The 14290-nt window shown below is 62.9% G+C and carries 15 protein-coding genes; 7 read left to right on the forward strand and 8 right to left on the reverse strand.

Going from position 1 to position 14290, the window contains the following annotated elements:
* Positions 1–48: 48 nt before the first annotated feature.
* The gene (prpB, locus tag V9K84_RS12360) at positions 49–939 is read right to left on the reverse strand and encodes a methylisocitrate lyase (RefSeq protein WP_043863075.1); all 891 of its coding nucleotides are present in this window, start codon (positions 937–939) and stop codon (positions 49–51) included.
* Positions 936–1652 (reverse strand): GntR family transcriptional regulator, encoded by a 717-nt coding sequence (locus V9K84_RS12365; protein WP_043863076.1) that lies wholly within the window; start codon positions 1650–1652, stop codon positions 936–938. Before V9K84_RS12365 ends, prpB begins: the two co-directional genes overlap by 4 nt.
* A gap of 209 nt (positions 1653–1861) precedes the next feature.
* Between V9K84_RS12365 and V9K84_RS12370 the strand changes: the two genes are divergently transcribed.
* The 4 genes from V9K84_RS12370 to pabB all read left to right on the forward strand — a co-directional run bounded on the left by V9K84_RS12370 (position 1862) and on the right by pabB (position 6368).
* Positions 1862–2398 (forward strand): ATP-dependent zinc protease, encoded by a 537-nt coding sequence (locus V9K84_RS12370; RefSeq protein WP_043863077.1) that lies wholly within the window; start codon positions 1862–1864, stop codon positions 2396–2398.
* A 5-nt stretch (positions 2399–2403) separates the two neighbouring features.
* The gene (locus V9K84_RS12375; protein WP_043863078.1) at positions 2404–3936 is read left to right on the forward strand and encodes an inactive transglutaminase family protein; all 1533 of its coding nucleotides are present in this window, start codon (positions 2404–2406) and stop codon (positions 3934–3936) included.
* Positions 3936–4916 carry an alpha-L-glutamate ligase-like protein gene (locus tag V9K84_RS12380; protein ID WP_043863079.1) on the forward strand — a complete coding sequence of 327 codons (981 nt, stop codon included), beginning with the start codon at positions 3936–3938 and terminating at the stop codon, positions 4914–4916. The genes V9K84_RS12375 and V9K84_RS12380 overlap by 1 nt, the downstream gene beginning before the upstream one ends.
* Positions 4917–5024: 108 nt before the next feature.
* Positions 5025–6368: an aminodeoxychorismate synthase component I gene (gene pabB / locus V9K84_RS12385; protein WP_088515676.1), complete on the forward strand. Its 1344-nt coding sequence runs from the start codon at positions 5025–5027 to the stop codon at positions 6366–6368.
* A gap of 65 nt (positions 6369–6433) precedes the next feature.
* Here pabB and thrH read toward each other — a convergent pair whose 3' ends face one another.
* Positions 6434–7051 (reverse strand): bifunctional phosphoserine phosphatase/homoserine phosphotransferase ThrH, encoded by a 618-nt coding sequence (thrH, locus tag V9K84_RS12390; RefSeq protein WP_088515675.1) that lies wholly within the window; start codon positions 7049–7051, stop codon positions 6434–6436.
* A 128-nt stretch (positions 7052–7179) separates the two neighbouring features.
* On the opposite strand from thrH, the gene V9K84_RS12395 reads away from it, so the two are divergent.
* Positions 7180–7914, forward strand: coding sequence for a phosphoadenylyl-sulfate reductase (locus V9K84_RS12395; RefSeq protein ID WP_054915690.1), 735 nt, complete (start codon positions 7180–7182; stop codon positions 7912–7914).
* A gap of 156 nt (positions 7915–8070) precedes the next feature.
* Here the strand turns inward: V9K84_RS12395 and cysB are convergent, their stop codons facing one another.
* The 3 genes from cysB to V9K84_RS12410 form a co-directional block, all read right to left on the reverse strand.
* On the reverse strand, positions 8071–9045 hold the full coding sequence (cysB, locus tag V9K84_RS12400; RefSeq protein ID WP_043863083.1) for an HTH-type transcriptional regulator CysB: 975 nt from the start codon (positions 9043–9045) through the stop codon (positions 8071–8073).
* A 124-nt stretch (positions 9046–9169) separates the two neighbouring features.
* Positions 9170–9667 (reverse strand): universal stress protein, encoded by a 498-nt coding sequence (locus tag V9K84_RS12405; protein ID WP_043863084.1) that lies wholly within the window; start codon positions 9665–9667, stop codon positions 9170–9172.
* 91 nt (positions 9668–9758) lie between these two features.
* Positions 9759–10667, reverse strand: coding sequence for a 5'-nucleotidase (locus V9K84_RS12410; RefSeq protein WP_043863085.1), 909 nt, complete (start codon positions 10665–10667; stop codon positions 9759–9761).
* Between the two features lie 283 nt (positions 10668–10950).
* Here V9K84_RS12410 and V9K84_RS12415 point away from each other — a divergent pair, with 283 nt between their 5' ends.
* Positions 10951–12027 carry a 3-deoxy-7-phosphoheptulonate synthase gene (locus tag V9K84_RS12415; protein ID WP_043863086.1) on the forward strand — a complete coding sequence of 359 codons (1077 nt, stop codon included), beginning with the start codon at positions 10951–10953 and terminating at the stop codon, positions 12025–12027.
* Positions 12028–12091: 64 nt separating this feature from the next.
* Here V9K84_RS12415 and V9K84_RS12420 read toward each other — a convergent pair whose 3' ends face one another.
* Positions 12092–12373, reverse strand: a complete 282-nt coding sequence (locus V9K84_RS12420; RefSeq protein ID WP_043863087.1) for a GNAT family N-acetyltransferase — start codon at positions 12371–12373, stop codon at positions 12092–12094.
* 509 nt (positions 12374–12882) lie between these two features.
* Here V9K84_RS12420 and oprI point away from each other — a divergent pair.
* Positions 12883–13134: an outer membrane lipoprotei OprI gene (gene oprI, locus V9K84_RS12425; protein ID WP_037058464.1), complete on the forward strand. Its 252-nt coding sequence runs from the start codon at positions 12883–12885 to the stop codon at positions 13132–13134.
* A 122-nt stretch (positions 13135–13256) separates the two neighbouring features.
* On the opposite strand, the gene V9K84_RS12430 is transcribed toward oprI, so the two are convergent.
* Positions 13257–14228: a L,D-transpeptidase family protein gene (locus tag V9K84_RS12430; protein ID WP_043863088.1), complete on the reverse strand. Its 972-nt coding sequence runs from the start codon at positions 14226–14228 to the stop codon at positions 13257–13259.
* Between the last annotated feature and the right edge of the window lie 62 nt (positions 14229–14290).

The raw sequence follows: 14290 nt of genomic DNA on the forward strand, positions 1-14290 counted from the left end.
CACTTTTGAATTTGTTATGGGAATCGGCTAATTGCGGTGTGCTGCGGTTCAGCTCTTCTTCTGAGCGAACAGTGCGTCGAGCTTCTGCTCGAACACGTGGTAGTCGATGGCATCGTAAAGCTCCATACGAGTCTGCATGGTGTCGATGACGTTTTTCTGCGTGCCGTCGCGGCGCAGCGCGGTGTAGACATTCTCGGCCGCCTTGTTCATGGCGCGGAACGCCGACAGCGGATACAGCGCCAGCGACACGTCGGCCGAGGCCAGCTCTTCGGTGGTGTACAGCGGCGTGGCGCCGAATTCGGTGATGTTGGCCAGGATCGGCGCCTTCACGCGGTTGGCGAAGGTCTTGTACATCGACAGCTCGGTGATGGCCTCGGGGAAGATCATGTCGGCACCGGCCTCGATGCACGCCGCAGCGCGATCCAGCGCGGCCTCCAGGCCTTCGACCGCCAGGGCGTCGGTACGCGCCATGATCACGAAGCTGTCGTCGGTACGCGCGTCCACGGCCGCCTTGATGCGGTCGACCATCTCCTGTTGCGAGACGATTTCCTTGTTCGGACGATGGCCGCAGCGCTTGGCGCCCACCTGGTCCTCGATATGAATGGCGGCGGCGCCGAACTTGATCATCGAGCGGACCGTGCGCGCCACGTTGAACGCCGACGAACCGAACCCGGTGTCCACGTCCACCAGCAGCGGCAGGTCGCACACGTCGGTGATGCGGCGCACGTCGGTCAGCACGTCATCCAGGCCGGTGATGCCCAGGTCGGGCAGGCCCAGCGAGCCTGCCGCCACACCGCCACCGGAGAGGTAGATGGCCTTGAACCCGGCGCGCTTGGCCAGCAGCGCATGGTTGGCATTGATGGCGCCGACAACCTGCAGCGGGTGCTCGGCGGCGACTGCATCGCGAAAACGCTGGCCGGGACTGCTTTTCTGACTCATGACTCACCTCGTGGGCTAGGGGCGGTGGCGTCTTTGTAATGACGCTCGATATTGCGCTTGGATGCGCCGATGTGGCGGCGCATCAGTAATTCGGCCAGCTCGCCGTCACGGTCGGCGATGGCATCGAGAATCCGGTGGTGTTCGGCGAACGCCTGGTGCGGGCGGTTGGGCGTGGCGGAGAACTGGATGCGGTACATGCGCACCAGCTGGTACAGCTCGCCGCACAGCATCTGCACCAGGGTGCGGTTGCCGCTGCCCTGGATGATGCGGTAGTGGAAGTCGAAGTCGCCCTCCTGCTGGTAGTAGCCCACCCCGGCCTGGAACGCGGCATCACGCTCATGGGTGTCGAGCACCCGGCGCAACTCGTCGATCTCGGCTACGCTCATGCGTTGAGCAGCCAGGCGGCAGGCCATGCCCTCGAGGGACTCGCGAATCTCGTACAGCTCGATCAGCTCGGCATGGCTCAGCGACACCACCCGCGCCCCTACGTGCGGCACCCGTACCAGCAGGCGCTGGCCTTCCAGGCGGTGGATGGCCTCGCGCAGCGGGCCGCGGCTGATGCCGTAGGTACGCGCCAGCTCCGGCTCGGAGATCTTGCTGCCGGGGGCGATCTCGCCCTTGACGATCGCGGCCTGGATGCGCCGGAAGACGTTTTCGGAAAGCGTCTCCGAATCTTCCTGAAGGGGGGCGGAGGCTTGGGCTGCATCCAGCATATTGTCGACACCTTGAGAATCTGTAGGGCCAAAACTAGCTAATTAAGCCACACCAGTCAAAGACAAATTCAATATTGTCGACAATCGTCTAAGAACGAACTTCGTGTCTGTCGGTGTTGTCTGACTCCAGCCGCTGGCATCGACACACCAGCGTGGTAGAATGCCGCCGCCTCTGAGGGGGCAAACCCCACAGCATCGCGTCAGGATTTATGAGACTCACACCCTTTCTACTGTTACTCAGCCTCTGTGGGCTGCCTGCCCTGAGCCAGGCGGCAGACAAGACTGTCTATGGCCTCAATGAATATGCCCGCCTTGTCGATATCGACCTCGAGGTTGCGGCCAAGCTCGACACCGGGGCCAAGACCGCCTCGCTGAGCGCGCGCGATATCAAGCGCTTCAAGCGCAACGGCGAATCGTGGGTGCGCTTCTATCTGGCAATTGACGCAGCCCATTCGCATCCGATAGAACGACCACTGGCTCGTGTCAGCAAGATCAAGCGACGCGCCGGTGACTACAACCCGGACGAAGGCAAGGCCTATACCTCCCGCCCGGTGATCGCGCTGAATATCTGCATGGGTACGGCCCTGCGCAGCATCGAAGTGAACCTGACCGACCGCAGTGCCTTCCAGTACCCGCTACTGATCGGCTCCGAGGCGCTCAAGCACTTCGACGCGCTGGTCGACCCAAGCCTTAAATACGCTGCCGGCAAACCTGCCTGCGCCACTGACGCTCATACCGCAGAGTAATTTCGATGCGCTCTCTTACCCTTCATCTGAAAGTCCTGATCACCCTCCTGGTGTTGCTGGGTGTGTCGATCACGGCGTACCAGATCTTCATGCTCGGCATCCCGGTGACCGAAGACGAAACCGACGACCTGTGGAACATCGATGCCAAGGTCGAGTTCGTCGCCAGCCCCAAGGACCCGATCAAGATCCAGATGTTCGTGCCGCCATTGAGCAACGACTACGTCAGCCTCAATGAGAGCTTCATCTCCAACAACTACGGCGTAAGCGTCAACCGTGTCGATGGCAACCGCAAGGTGACCTGGTCGGCGCGGCGCGCCAAGGGCAACCAGACCCTCTACTACCGCCTGGTACTGACCAAGCGCTACAGCAGCGAAAAGGTCAAGATCAAGGGCCCGACCTTCCGTGACAGCCAGCCGGTCGAAGGGCCGGAGAAGATCGCCGCCGAAGCGTTGATGGCACCTATCCGCCAGCACTCGGCCGACGTCGAGACCTTCGTCAGCGAGACCATCAAGCGGGTCAACAACCCCAACGACGACAACGTCAAGCTGCTGCTGGCCGGCGATGCCTCTTCGCTGAACAAGGCCAAGGTCATCGACCTGCTGCTGTCGATCGCCCACGTACCGGTGGAGAAGGTGCACACCATCCGCCTGCTGGCCGACCAGCCGCAGAGCCCGGAACTGTGGCTGCGCAGCTTCAACGGCAACGACTGGCTGTACTTCAACCCGGACACCGGCGAGCAGGGCCTGCCGGCCGACCGCCTGCTGTGGTGGACCGGCGATGATCCGCTGATCACCGTCGATGGCGGCAAGAAGGTCAACGTCAGCTTCAGCCTGAACAACAGCGAGATGAACGCCATCCGCCTGGCCAAGCTGACCGACGAGAACACCGACGCCGACTTCCTCGAATACTCGCTGTACGGCCTGCCGCTGCAGACCCAGCAGACCTTCATGATCATGGTGATGATCCCGATCGGCGTGCTGGTGATCCTGGTGCTGCGCAACCTGATCGGCCTGCAGACCCTGGGTACCTTCACCCCGGTGCTGATCGCCCTGGCCTTCCGTGAGACCCAGCTGGGCTTCGGTATCGCCCTGTTCACGGTGATCACCGCGCTGGGCCTGACCCTGCGCTCCTACCTCGAACACCTGAAGCTGCAGATGCTGCCGCGCCTGTCGGTGGTACTGACCTTCGTGGTGGTGCTGATCGCGGCCATCAGCCTGTTCAGCCACAAGCTGGGCCTGGAGCGCGGGCTGTCGGTGGCACTGTTCCCGATGGTGATTCTGACCATGACCATCGAGCGCCTGTCGATCACCTGGGAGGAGCGCGGCGGCGGCCATGCCATGAAAGTCGCCATCGGCACCCTGTTCGCCGCCTCGGTCGCGCACCTGCTGATGAGCGTGCCCGAACTGGTGTACTTCGTGTTCACCTTCCCGGCGGTGCTGCTGATTCTGGTGGGCTTCATGCTGGCGATGGGTCGCTACCGCGGCTACCGCCTGACGGAGCTGGTGCGCTTCAAGGCCTTCGTGAAGGCTGACGCCTGATGTTCGGCCTATGGAAAACCTGGAAGGCCCTGGAAGCCCGGGGCATCATGGGTATCAACCGGCGCAACGCGGACTACGTGCTCAAGTACAACAAGCGCAACCTGTACCCGATCGTCGACGACAAGATCATCACCAAGGAGCGGGCGATCAAGGCCGGCATCCACGTGCCGGAAATGTACGGGGTGATCTCCACCGAAAAGGACATCGACAAGCTCGACGAGATCATCGGCGGGCGCAGCGATTTCGTCATCAAGCCGGCGCAGGGCGCCGGTGGTGACGGTATCCTGGTGATCGCCGACCGCTTCGAGAACCGCTACCGCACGGTGTCCGGCAAGATCATCACTCACGAGGAAATCGAGCACCAGGTGTCGAGCATCCTCACCGGGCTGTATTCGCTGGGTGGCCATCGCGACCGCGCGCTGATCGAGTACCGGGTAACCCCGGACCAGATCTTCAAGAGCATCAGCTACGAAGGCGTGCCGGACATCCGCATCATCGTGCTCATGGGCTACCCGGTCATGGCCATGCTGCGCCTGCCCACGCGCCAGTCCGGCGGCAAGGCCAACCTGCACCAGGGCGCCATCGGCGTGGGTGTGGACCTGGCGACCGGCCTGACCCTGCGCGGTACCTGGCTGAACAACATCATCAGCAAGCACCCCGACACCACCAATGCGGTGGACGGCGTGCAACTGCCCAACTGGGACGGCTTCATGAAGCTGGCCGCCGGCTGCTATGAACTGTGCGGCCTGGGCTACATCGGCGTGGACATGGTGCTGGACCAGGACAAGGGCCCGCTGATCCTGGAACTCAACGCCCGCCCCGGCCTGAACATCCAGATCGCCAACGATTGCGGCCTGACCCTGCGCACCCACGCCGTCGAGGCGCACCTTGAGGAACTGGCCAGCAATGGCATCAAGGAAAGCGTCGAAGAGCGCGTGCGCTTCGCCCAGGAACTGTTCGGCCACATCCCGGCGCAGTAATCTGCCACCGCCCTGGCGCAGCAGCGCACAGGGCGGTCGCCGATCCGCTAGGAGCATTGCCTGCACAGGGCTACAATGCTCGCCCCGCCTCGACAGCTGTTCACCCGAATGCCGACCTGCACACTTCACCCCCTGCCCTACCAGGCCGACCCGGCCGTCTACTTTGCCCGTATCCGCCAGGCACCTGGCGCCGTGCTGCTCGACAGCGCGCGGCCTGGCGCCGTGCGTGGGCGCTTCGACCTGCTCAGCGCCTGGCCACTGTGCACGCTGACCCCGGACGCCGAAGAAGACGGCCAGCACTACCTGCAGCGCCTGCGCGAGCAACTGGCCGGGCTTGGGCGCGCGCACTTGCCGGCAGGTGTCGAGCTGCCGTTCGCCGGCGGCCTGATCGGCTACCTGAGCTACGACTTCGGCCGGCGCCTGGAGCGCCTGCCCGCCATTGCCTGCGACGACCTGGGGCTGGGTGACGCAAGCCTGGGGCTGTATGCCTGGGCACTGATCAGCGACCATCAGCGGCAACGCAGCCAGCTGGTGTTTCATCCGGCGCTGCCCGCCACCGAACGCGAGCGCCTGGTGGCACTGTTCGAGCACGACGCCCCGACGGTAGCCGGCGCATTCAGGCTTGCGGCGCCAATGCGCGGCGACCTCGCAGCCGAGGATTACCGTCAGGCGTTCGAGCGGGTGCAGCAGTACATCCATGCCGGCGACTGCTACCAGATCAACCTTACCCAACGCTTTCGCGCACCCTGCCAGGGCGACCCGTGGGCGGCCTACCAGGCGCTGCGGGCTGCCTGCCCTACGCCCTTCTCCGGCTATCAGGTACTGGCCGATGGCAGCGCGCTGCTGAGCTTCTCGCCCGAGCGCTTCATCAGGGTCAGCCAGGGCGAGGTCGAAACCCGCCCGATCAAGGGCACCCGTGCGCGCAGCAGCGACCCCGTGCAGGATGCCGCCAATGCTGCCGAGCTGCTGGCCAGCACCAAGGACCGCGCCGAGAACCTGATGATCGTGGACCTGCTGCGCAACGACCTGGGGCGCAGCTGCGCTACCGGCTCGGTGCAGGTGCCGGAGCTGTTCAGCCTGGAGAGCTACCCCAACGTGCACCACATGGTCAGCAGCGTGACCGGACGCCTGGCACCGGGCAAGGATGCGCTGGACCTGATAGCCGGCAGCTTCCCCGGCGGCTCGATCACCGGGGCGCCGAAGATTCGGGCGATGCAGATCATCGACGAACTGGAGCCGAGCCGGCGCGCGCTGTATTGCGGCTCGCTGCTGTATGTGGACGTGCGCGGGGAGATGGACAGCTCGATCGCCATCCGCAGCCTGCTGGTGAAGGACGGCCAGGTGTGCTGCTGGGGGGGCGGTGCGGTGGTGGCGGACTCGCAGTGGGAGGCGGAGTACGAGGAGTCGATCACCAAGGTCAGGGTGTTGCTCCAGACCCTGCAGGGCCTCTAGAACGCTTCGCCGGCAAGGCCGGCTCCTACAGCGTGCAGGAGCCGGCCTTGCCGGCGAAGGCGGTATTACAGGCTCAACGACCTGTTCGAGGCCTTGATGAACTCTTTCTTCAGCGCCTCGAAATCATGCACCGCCGGGAACTGCGGGAACTCGCGAATCACGTTTTCCGGCGCATGGAACAGAATGCCTGCATCCGCCTCGCCCAGCATGGTGGTGTCGTTGTACGAGTCACCCGCCGCGATCACCCGGTAGTACAGGCTCTTGAATGCCAGCACCGACTGGCGCTTGGGGTCTTTCTGGCGCAGTTGGTAGCCGGTCACACGATCGCTCTGGTCGGTGATCAGGCGGTGGCACAGCAAGGTCGGGAAACCCAGCTGGCGCATCAGCGGCTGCGAGAATTCGTAGAAGGTGTCGGACAGGATCACCACCTGGAAACGCTCGCGCAACCAGTCCACGAACTCGATGGCGCCGTCCAGCGGCTTGAGCGTGGCAATCACCGCCTGGATGTCGGAAAGCTTCAGGCCATGCTCATCCAGGATGCGCAGGCGCTGCCTCATCAGCACGTCGTAATCGGGAATGTCGCGGGTGGTGGCCCGCAACGATTCGATTCCGGTTTTTTCCGCAAAGGCGATCCAGATCTCCGGGACCAGTACACCTTCCAGGTCGAGACAGGCAATTTCCACAGCTCACTCCTCGAACAACGCTAAAAATGGAAGGCGCACTCTACAGGCGCGCCGTCTAACCCGGCAATTTTTGTTAACATTCGCCCATTACGAGCGCCAAGCGCCATTCAATGACCGGAAGCCGCCTGATGAGCCAACCCTTCGACGTCGCCGCCCTCGCCGCGACCTATGCCAACAAGTCCCCGCAGGACATCCTCAAGCTCGCCTTCGAACACTTCGGCGACGATCTGTGGATCTCCTTCAGTGGCGCCGAAGACGTGGTGCTGGTGGACATGGCTTGGAAGCTGAACAAGAACGTCAAGGTGTTCAGCCTCGACACCGGCCGCCTGCATCCGGAAACCTACCGGTTCATCGACCAGGTGCGCGAGCAGTACAAGCTGCCGATCGAGATCCTTTCCCCCGATCGCAGTGCACTCGACCCCTTCGTGAAGGAAAAGGGCCTGTTCAGCTTCTACAAGGACGGCCACGGCGAATGCTGCGGCATCCGCAAGATCGAGCCGCTGCGCCGCAAACTGAGCACCGTCAGCGCCTGGGCCACCGGCCAGCGCCGCGACCAGAGCCCCGGCACCCGCAGCCAGGTGGCCGCGCTGGAAATCGACAGCGCCTTCTCCACCCCCGAGCGCACCCTGTACAAGTTCAACCCGTTGGCGCAGATGAGCAGTGAGGAAGTCTGGGGCTACATCCGCATGCTCGAGCTGCCCTACAACAGCCTGCATGAACGCGGCTTCATCAGCATCGGCTGCGAACCCTGCACGCGCCCGGTACTGCCCAACCAGCACGAACGCGAAGGCCGCTGGTGGTGGGAAGAGTCGACTCAGAAGGAATGCGGGCTGCACGCCGGCAACCTGATTACCAAGGGCTGAACATGCACACCCTGAGCGCAGCACCTGGCCCCACCTGCCAGACATTGCGTCAGCAGTAAGGGCATCGTGGCCAGTGGCTGGGCTACCTGCTCGCGGGGCTATCTGCAGGAGCGCCTTCAGGCCACCGTGCTGGCGGCCTGAAGGCACTGCAAGGGCTTAGTGCACTGGCAGTTCGACGCCAGCGAACAGCTCTTCGAGTTCCTGCTTGTTGTGGCACTGGATGGCCTTGGCCATCACTTCACGGGTCAGGTGGGGCGCGAACTTCTCGATGAAGTCGCACATGAAACCACGCAGGAAGGTGCCACGACGGAAACCGATCTTGGTGATGCTGGACTCGAACAGCTCACTGGCATCGAGCACCACCAGGTCGTTGTCGAGCTTGGTGTCCACCGCCATCTTGGCCACGATGCCCACGCCCAGGCCCAGGCGCACGTAAGTCTTGATCACGTCGGCATCGGCCGCGGTGAACACCACCTTGGGGGTCAGGCCGCGATGGCTGAAGGCTTCGTCGAGCTTGGAGCGGCCAGTGAAGCCGAACACATAGGTCACGATCGGGTATTCGGCCAACGCCTCCAGGGTGAGCTTGGGCAGCTTGGTCAGGGGGTGACCCTGCGGCACCACCACGCAACGATTCCAGCGGTAGCACGGCATCATCACCAGATCACCGAACAGCTCCAGGGCCTCGGTGGCGATGGCGAAGTCGACGGTACCGTCAGCCGCCATCTCGGCGATCTGCATCGGCGAGCCCTGGTGCATGTGCAGCGCCACTTCAGGGTATTGCTTGATGAACGAACTGATCACCGGCGGCAGGGCGTAGCGTGCCTGGGTGTGGGTGGTGGCGATCGACAGGGTGCCCTTTTTCTCGTTGGAGAATTCCTGGGCGATCTGCTTGATGCTCTCGACCTTGCGCAGAATCTCGCCGGCGGTGGTGATGATGCGCTCACCTGCCGGGGTCACGCGGGTCAGGTGCTTGCCGCTGCGGGCGAACACTTCCACACCCAGCTCGTCTTCCAACAGGCGAATCTGCTTGCTGATCCCCGGCTGGGAGGTATACAGGCTCTGCGCTGTCGCGGAGACGTTGAGGTCGTGGTGCGCCACTTCCCAGATGTAGCGCAATTGTTGAAGCTTCATAGGTATCCCTCAAATCAACTGGGCGTCACCGGCAGCAGCGACGAGTTATAACTATATTAGTGGTTTGAAGAATAAATCTAGAACTATTTCTTCAGCTTTCTTACAACGTCCTACACCGCCTCCCCTATGACTTGCGCCGCCCCAGGTACTGCGCCAGGGGCACCATGTACACAGGCACCGGCGACAGCTGCAGGACGCGTACCGCCGTGCGCCCCAAGGGGATCTCGCTACCGGCGCCCTGACTGTGGCTGCCGACGATCAGCAGGTCGACGCTCAGGCGCTGGGCCTGCTCCAGGATCACGTCGGCCGGGTCGCCCTGGCGTACCCGCACCGCGCGGATCAGCGCCAGGTCTTCCTTCTCGCCCAGTTCATCCTGAAAGTTCTCCAGCACCCGTTGTTCGATGTTCGCCATCACGGTATTGAGCGCCCGGCCGCGCATATGGGACAGGGTATGTTCATCAAGGTAGCTTTCCAGCAGCGATTCGGCGAACTGGCCCATCGGTTCCACGGCATGGACCACGTACAGTTCGGCGCTGAAGCTGCGTGCCAGCGCCAGCGCGTGTTGCATGACATAAGGAGAGTAACAACCGAGGTCGGTGGCACACAGCATCGAACGGATCATTTGACCTCCTAGCTGCCGATACGGCAGGGCAAGGTTCAGCTTAGCAGCGCCAAAACGACGCGCAGAGCCGTCCGGCGCCCTGCCAGGCGGCCTAGCCGGGGGTACGTTCGTTGCTGATGCCGTGGGGCACATGGCCGGTCGCGACCACTGCGCTGGCGCGTTCGCAGTGCCCTGCCTGGTCGTCGAAGAACACATCGGCCGCGAACGCCTCGAGAAACGCCGACTTGTCCAGGCCACCGAGAAACAGCGACTCGTCCAGGCGAATGTCCCATTCGCGCAAGGTGCGGATGACCCGCTCGTGGGCCGGCGCCGAGCGCGCCGTCACCAGTGCGGTGCGAATCGGACAGGCGCCACTGGGGAACTCTTTCTGCAGCACGTTGAGCGCCGCCAGGAAGGCCTTGAACGGCCCGCCGCGCAGCGGCTCGCGGGCCGACTCGCGCTCGCTGGCCTGGAACGCCTCCAGGCCGCCGAGCTGATAGACGCGTTCGGACTCGTCGGAAAACACCACTGCATCGCCATCGAAGGCGATACGCAGCTCCGCGCTGGCCGCACGTCGCGCCCCGCCGGAAAGGATGGTGGCAGCGGCAAAGCCGGCGTCCAGTGCGCGACGCACATCTTCTGCATCGGTGGACAGAAACAGGTGGCAACCAAAGGCGGCCAGGTACGGATACGGACTGCGCCCGCCAACGAAGGCTGCCCGCGAGATACCCAGGCCATAATGCTCGATGGAATTGAACACCCGCAGCCCGGTGTCGGCGCTGTTGCGTGACACCAGCACCACCTCGACCCGGGCCTGGCCGAGGCTGGCGTTGAGGCCCAGCAGCTTTTCCACCAACGGGAACGCATCACCCGGTTGCAGGTATTCGTCTTCGTGCTCGATCTGGTACTGGCGGTAGGCTTCGACACCCTCGGCCAGGAACAGTCGATGGCTCTCGCTGAGGTCGAACAGTGCCCGTGATGAAATGGCTACCACCAGTTTGTCGCCAAGGCCTTTGCTCATCGCCGCTCTGCTCCGCACTGCCCTGCATCGGGCGCCATAAAGTCAAACAATCGACACACTATCAGGCCGGGCGCTGCCGCCCGCAACCTGCGAGCGTGTCGGGTGACGGCACTTTTGATCAGAAAACCCCATACCAATGGGCCAAAGCGGCAGGAAAGCGGGCCCTGCCCATTGTCGAATCACGGTGTAACGCGCTAAGGTTCGGCACCCCGCCGCGTTCAATCATGCTGCTCCGCCGCGCGGGTAGCTGGCGGCCGGCACCCGTGACCTGACGAGTAACACGATGGCTGATTTACCGATCGACGACCTTAACGTTGCCTCCAACGAGACCTTGATCACCCCCGATCAGCTCAAGAAGGACATTCCACTCAGCGCCACCGCCCTGCAGACCGTGACCGCGGGCCGCGAAGTGGTACGCAATATCCTCGACGGCAAGGACCACCGCCTGTTCGTGGTGATCGGCCCCTGCTCGATCCATGACCTCAAGGCCGCACATGAATACGCCGAGCGCCTGAAGGTGCTGGCGGCCGAAGTCGCCGACACCCTGTACCTGGTGATGCGCGTGTATTTCGAGAAGCCGCGCACCACGGTGGGCTGGAAGGGCCTGATCAACGACCCGTACCTGGATGACTCGTTCAAGATCCAGGACGGCCTGCACATCGGTCGCCAGCTGCTGCTGGATCTGGCGGAAATGGGCCTGCCCACCGCCACCGAAGCCCTCGACCCGATCTCCCCGCAGTACCTGCAGGACCTGATCAGCTGGTCGGCGATCGGCGCGCGCACCACCGAATCCCAGACCCACCGCGAGATGGCCTCGGGCCTGTCGTCGGCCGTCGGCTTCAAGAACGGTACGGACGGCGGCCTGACCGTGGCGATCAACGCACTGCAATCGGTTTCCAGCCCGCACCGCTTCCTGGGCATCAACCAGGAAGGTGGCGTATCCATCGTCACCACCAAGGGCAACGCGTACGGTCACGTGGTGCTGCGCGGCGGCAACGGCAAGCCCAACTATGATTCGGTCAGCGTCGCCCTGTGCGAGCAGGCCCTGGCCAAGGCCAGGATCAAGCCGAACATCATGGTCGACTGCAGCCACGCCAATTCCAACAAGGACCCGGCCCTGCAACCGCTGGTGATGGACAACGTGGCCAACCAGATCCTCGAAGGCAACGAGTCGATCATCGGCCTGATGGTCGAAAGCCACCTCAACTGGGGCTGCCAGGCCATCCCCAAGGACCTTGCCGAACTGCAGTACGGCGTGTCGATCACCGATGCCTGCATCGACTGGGAAGCCACCGAGAAGTCCGTGCGCAGCATGCGCGCCAAGCTCAAGGACGTGTTGCCCAAGCGCAACCGCGGCTGAAAGCCATCAACGAAAACGCCGGGCAATGCCCGGCGTTTTCGTTTTCAACAGGGTGTCAGCAGGCTCAGGCCTTGTTGGAATGCTTTTGATGACGTTCCATGTAGCGCTCGACATAGGAGCACGAGGGGATCACGGTGTAGCCCATGTCCTCGGCATAGGCGAGGGCCTTTTCGGTCAGCGCCGCAGCGATGCCTCGCCCACGCAGCGCATTGGGCACGAACGTGCGGTAGATATCCAATGTCTGCTTACCCAGGTCCATGTAGGTCAGGTAGGCACGATGACCGTCCACATTGGTCTCGAACTGATGACCAGCCTGGTCATGGTGGATGGACAACGCCTCGCTCATCACTACTCCTCGCGGGTCTTCTCGTCAGACCCTTACCTTACCGATGTTTGTCCGGCGAAGGAACCTCTACGCCACCCCGTGCCCGTTTGGACAGCGAGAACAGCCTGGTTGTTCTCTGGCAACTGAGCACCTACAAATAGTAGGCGCCCAGTGCACAGATGCTCAAGGTACTTGATCGTAAAAAACCTGCACTTGCAGCATGCGAACACGGCAGCGAGCCACACTGCCAACAGTAGCCGGATGATGTAGTGGTAAGACGAACAATGACACTTGGAGTCACTTTTAGTTCACTACAAAGACGCATTTACAGCGGTGTTTCAGCGCCGCTACAAAAGCGCCTGCATTCTTTTCACACCCCCGCCGGGACGGCCTGCGCAACCGCGCAATTTTTTTCCGGTTCTTGCGCTCGGTCAGTTTACTTACTACAAGTAATGGGTACTATGTACGCCGGCCAGTTTCTCTTTGTTGAGAGATGGCTCTTTAATAGAAAGTCCTTGAAGGGGAACACGATGAACAACGTTCTGAAATTCTCTGCTCTGGCTCTGGCCGCAGTACTGGCCACCGGTTGCAGCAGCGTCTCCAAAGAAACCGAAGCCCGTCTGACTGCAACCGAAGACGCAGCAGCCCGTGCACAAGCTCGTGCCGATGAAGCCTACCGCAAGGCTGATGACGCTCTGGCCGCCGCTCAGAAAGCTCAGCAAACTGCTGACGAAGCTAACGAGCGCGCTCTGCGTATGCTGGAAAAAGCCAGCCGCAAGTAATAATCCCTCGGGATTGTTAAAAAGCCGACCCACCTGTGGGTCGGCTTTTTTATTGCCTGCAGAACCGTCCTGCGCAAACGACGAGGCCCGCATGAAGCGGGCCTCGTTCAAACAGCAGCGGGTTACTGCATTTCGAGCGGAACGCTCGATACCATCGGCGCACTGGCGTCACCCGGCACCGCGATCTCAACCGGGATACCGTCTTCGGCCGCCACCACGTCACGCACCATGTCCCAGTTCATGCGCAGGTTGTTGGCCAGGTCTTCGCGCTTGAGCAGGGCATTGATCACTGCCGTGTGCTTGTCGACCACCGACGGGTCGCCCTTGTCATCCAGCGGAGTATGCGCCTCGAGGTAGACCTTGCCACCACTGAGGCCGAACTTGTACGGCTCGTTGATGATGCGCACCGAAGTCCCCACCGGGGCCATGCTCGCCAGTTGCAGCACGTTGTTGTTGAGCATGCGGAAACAGCCATGGCTGGTACGCATGCCGATGCCGAACTTCTTGTTGGAACCGTGGATCAGGTAGCCCGGTACGCCCAGGGTGAACTTGAACGGGCCCAGCGGGTTGTCCGGACCGGCCGGCACCACGTTGGGCAACGGATCACCGTCGGCGGCGTGCTCGGCCTTGATCGAGGCCGGCGGGGTCCAGGTCGGGTTCGGCGTCTTGGCCGTGACCTTGGTGTTGGCAATAGGCGAACCCCAGCCTTCGCGGCCGATGCCCAGCGGGAAGGTGTGCACCACGTTCTCGCCTTTGGGGTAGTAGTACAGGCGGTACTCGGCAAGGTTGATCACGATGCCTTCGCGCGGGCCCGGCGGCAGGATGAAACGGGTCGGCAGCACGATCTCGGTGCCGGCGCCTGGCAGCCAGGGGTCCACGCCCGGGTTGGCCGCGACCATTTCCAGGTAGCCCAGGTCGTTGGCGGTACCGATGTCGGCGAAGGTGTCCTCATACTTGGCCTTGATCACCTGGACCTGGCCGATGACATCCTCGCCCGGCGGCGGCAGGGGGAACTCCAGAGCGGCAACAGGGCCCGCCGCCAGCAGGGCGGCCAGGGACAGGCAACGGGTGACGGCGGGAAAGCGCGGCAACATCCGGGGAATCCTTCGCTAATTCAGGTGGGTCAAGCGGGCAATTGTACACCGCCCCCTGCGGG

It is taken from the genome of Pseudomonas sp. AE27 (assembly GCF_037113495.1).
GTDB lineage: Bacteria > Pseudomonadota > Gammaproteobacteria > Pseudomonadales > Pseudomonadaceae > Aquipseudomonas > Aquipseudomonas palmensis.

Excerpts from the sequence above, each read along its gene's own strand:
- prpB (WP_043863075.1), bottom strand. The coding sequence starts at position 939 with ATGAGTCAGAAAAGCAGTCCCGGCCAGCGTTTTCGCGATGCAGTCGCC.
- V9K84_RS12365 (WP_043863076.1), bottom strand. The coding sequence starts at position 1,652 with ATGCTGGATGCAGCCCAAGCCTCCGCCCCCCTTCAGGAAGATTCGGAG.
- V9K84_RS12370 (WP_043863077.1), top strand. The coding sequence starts at position 1,862 with ATGAGACTCACACCCTTTCTACTGTTACTCAGCCTCTGTGGGCTGCCT.
- V9K84_RS12375 (WP_043863078.1), top strand. The coding sequence starts at position 2,404 with ATGCGCTCTCTTACCCTTCATCTGAAAGTCCTGATCACCCTCCTGGTG.
- V9K84_RS12380 (WP_043863079.1), top strand. The coding sequence starts at position 3,936 with ATGTTCGGCCTATGGAAAACCTGGAAGGCCCTGGAAGCCCGGGGCATC.
- pabB (WP_088515676.1), top strand. The coding sequence starts at position 5,025 with ATGCCGACCTGCACACTTCACCCCCTGCCCTACCAGGCCGACCCGGCC.
- V9K84_RS12395 (WP_054915690.1), top strand. The coding sequence starts at position 7,180 with ATGAGCCAACCCTTCGACGTCGCCGCCCTCGCCGCGACCTATGCCAAC.
- cysB (WP_043863083.1), bottom strand. The coding sequence starts at position 9,045 with ATGAAGCTTCAACAATTGCGCTACATCTGGGAAGTGGCGCACCACGAC.
- V9K84_RS12405 (WP_043863084.1), bottom strand. The coding sequence starts at position 9,667 with ATGATCCGTTCGATGCTGTGTGCCACCGACCTCGGTTGTTACTCTCCT.
- V9K84_RS12410 (WP_043863085.1), bottom strand. The coding sequence starts at position 10,667 with ATGAGCAAAGGCCTTGGCGACAAACTGGTGGTAGCCATTTCATCACGG.
- V9K84_RS12415 (WP_043863086.1), top strand. The coding sequence starts at position 10,951 with ATGGCTGATTTACCGATCGACGACCTTAACGTTGCCTCCAACGAGACC.
- V9K84_RS12420 (WP_043863087.1), bottom strand. The coding sequence starts at position 12,373 with ATGAGCGAGGCGTTGTCCATCCACCATGACCAGGCTGGTCATCAGTTC.
- oprI (WP_037058464.1), top strand. The coding sequence starts at position 12,883 with ATGAACAACGTTCTGAAATTCTCTGCTCTGGCTCTGGCCGCAGTACTG.
- V9K84_RS12430 (WP_043863088.1), bottom strand. The coding sequence starts at position 14,228 with ATGTTGCCGCGCTTTCCCGCCGTCACCCGTTGCCTGTCCCTGGCCGCC.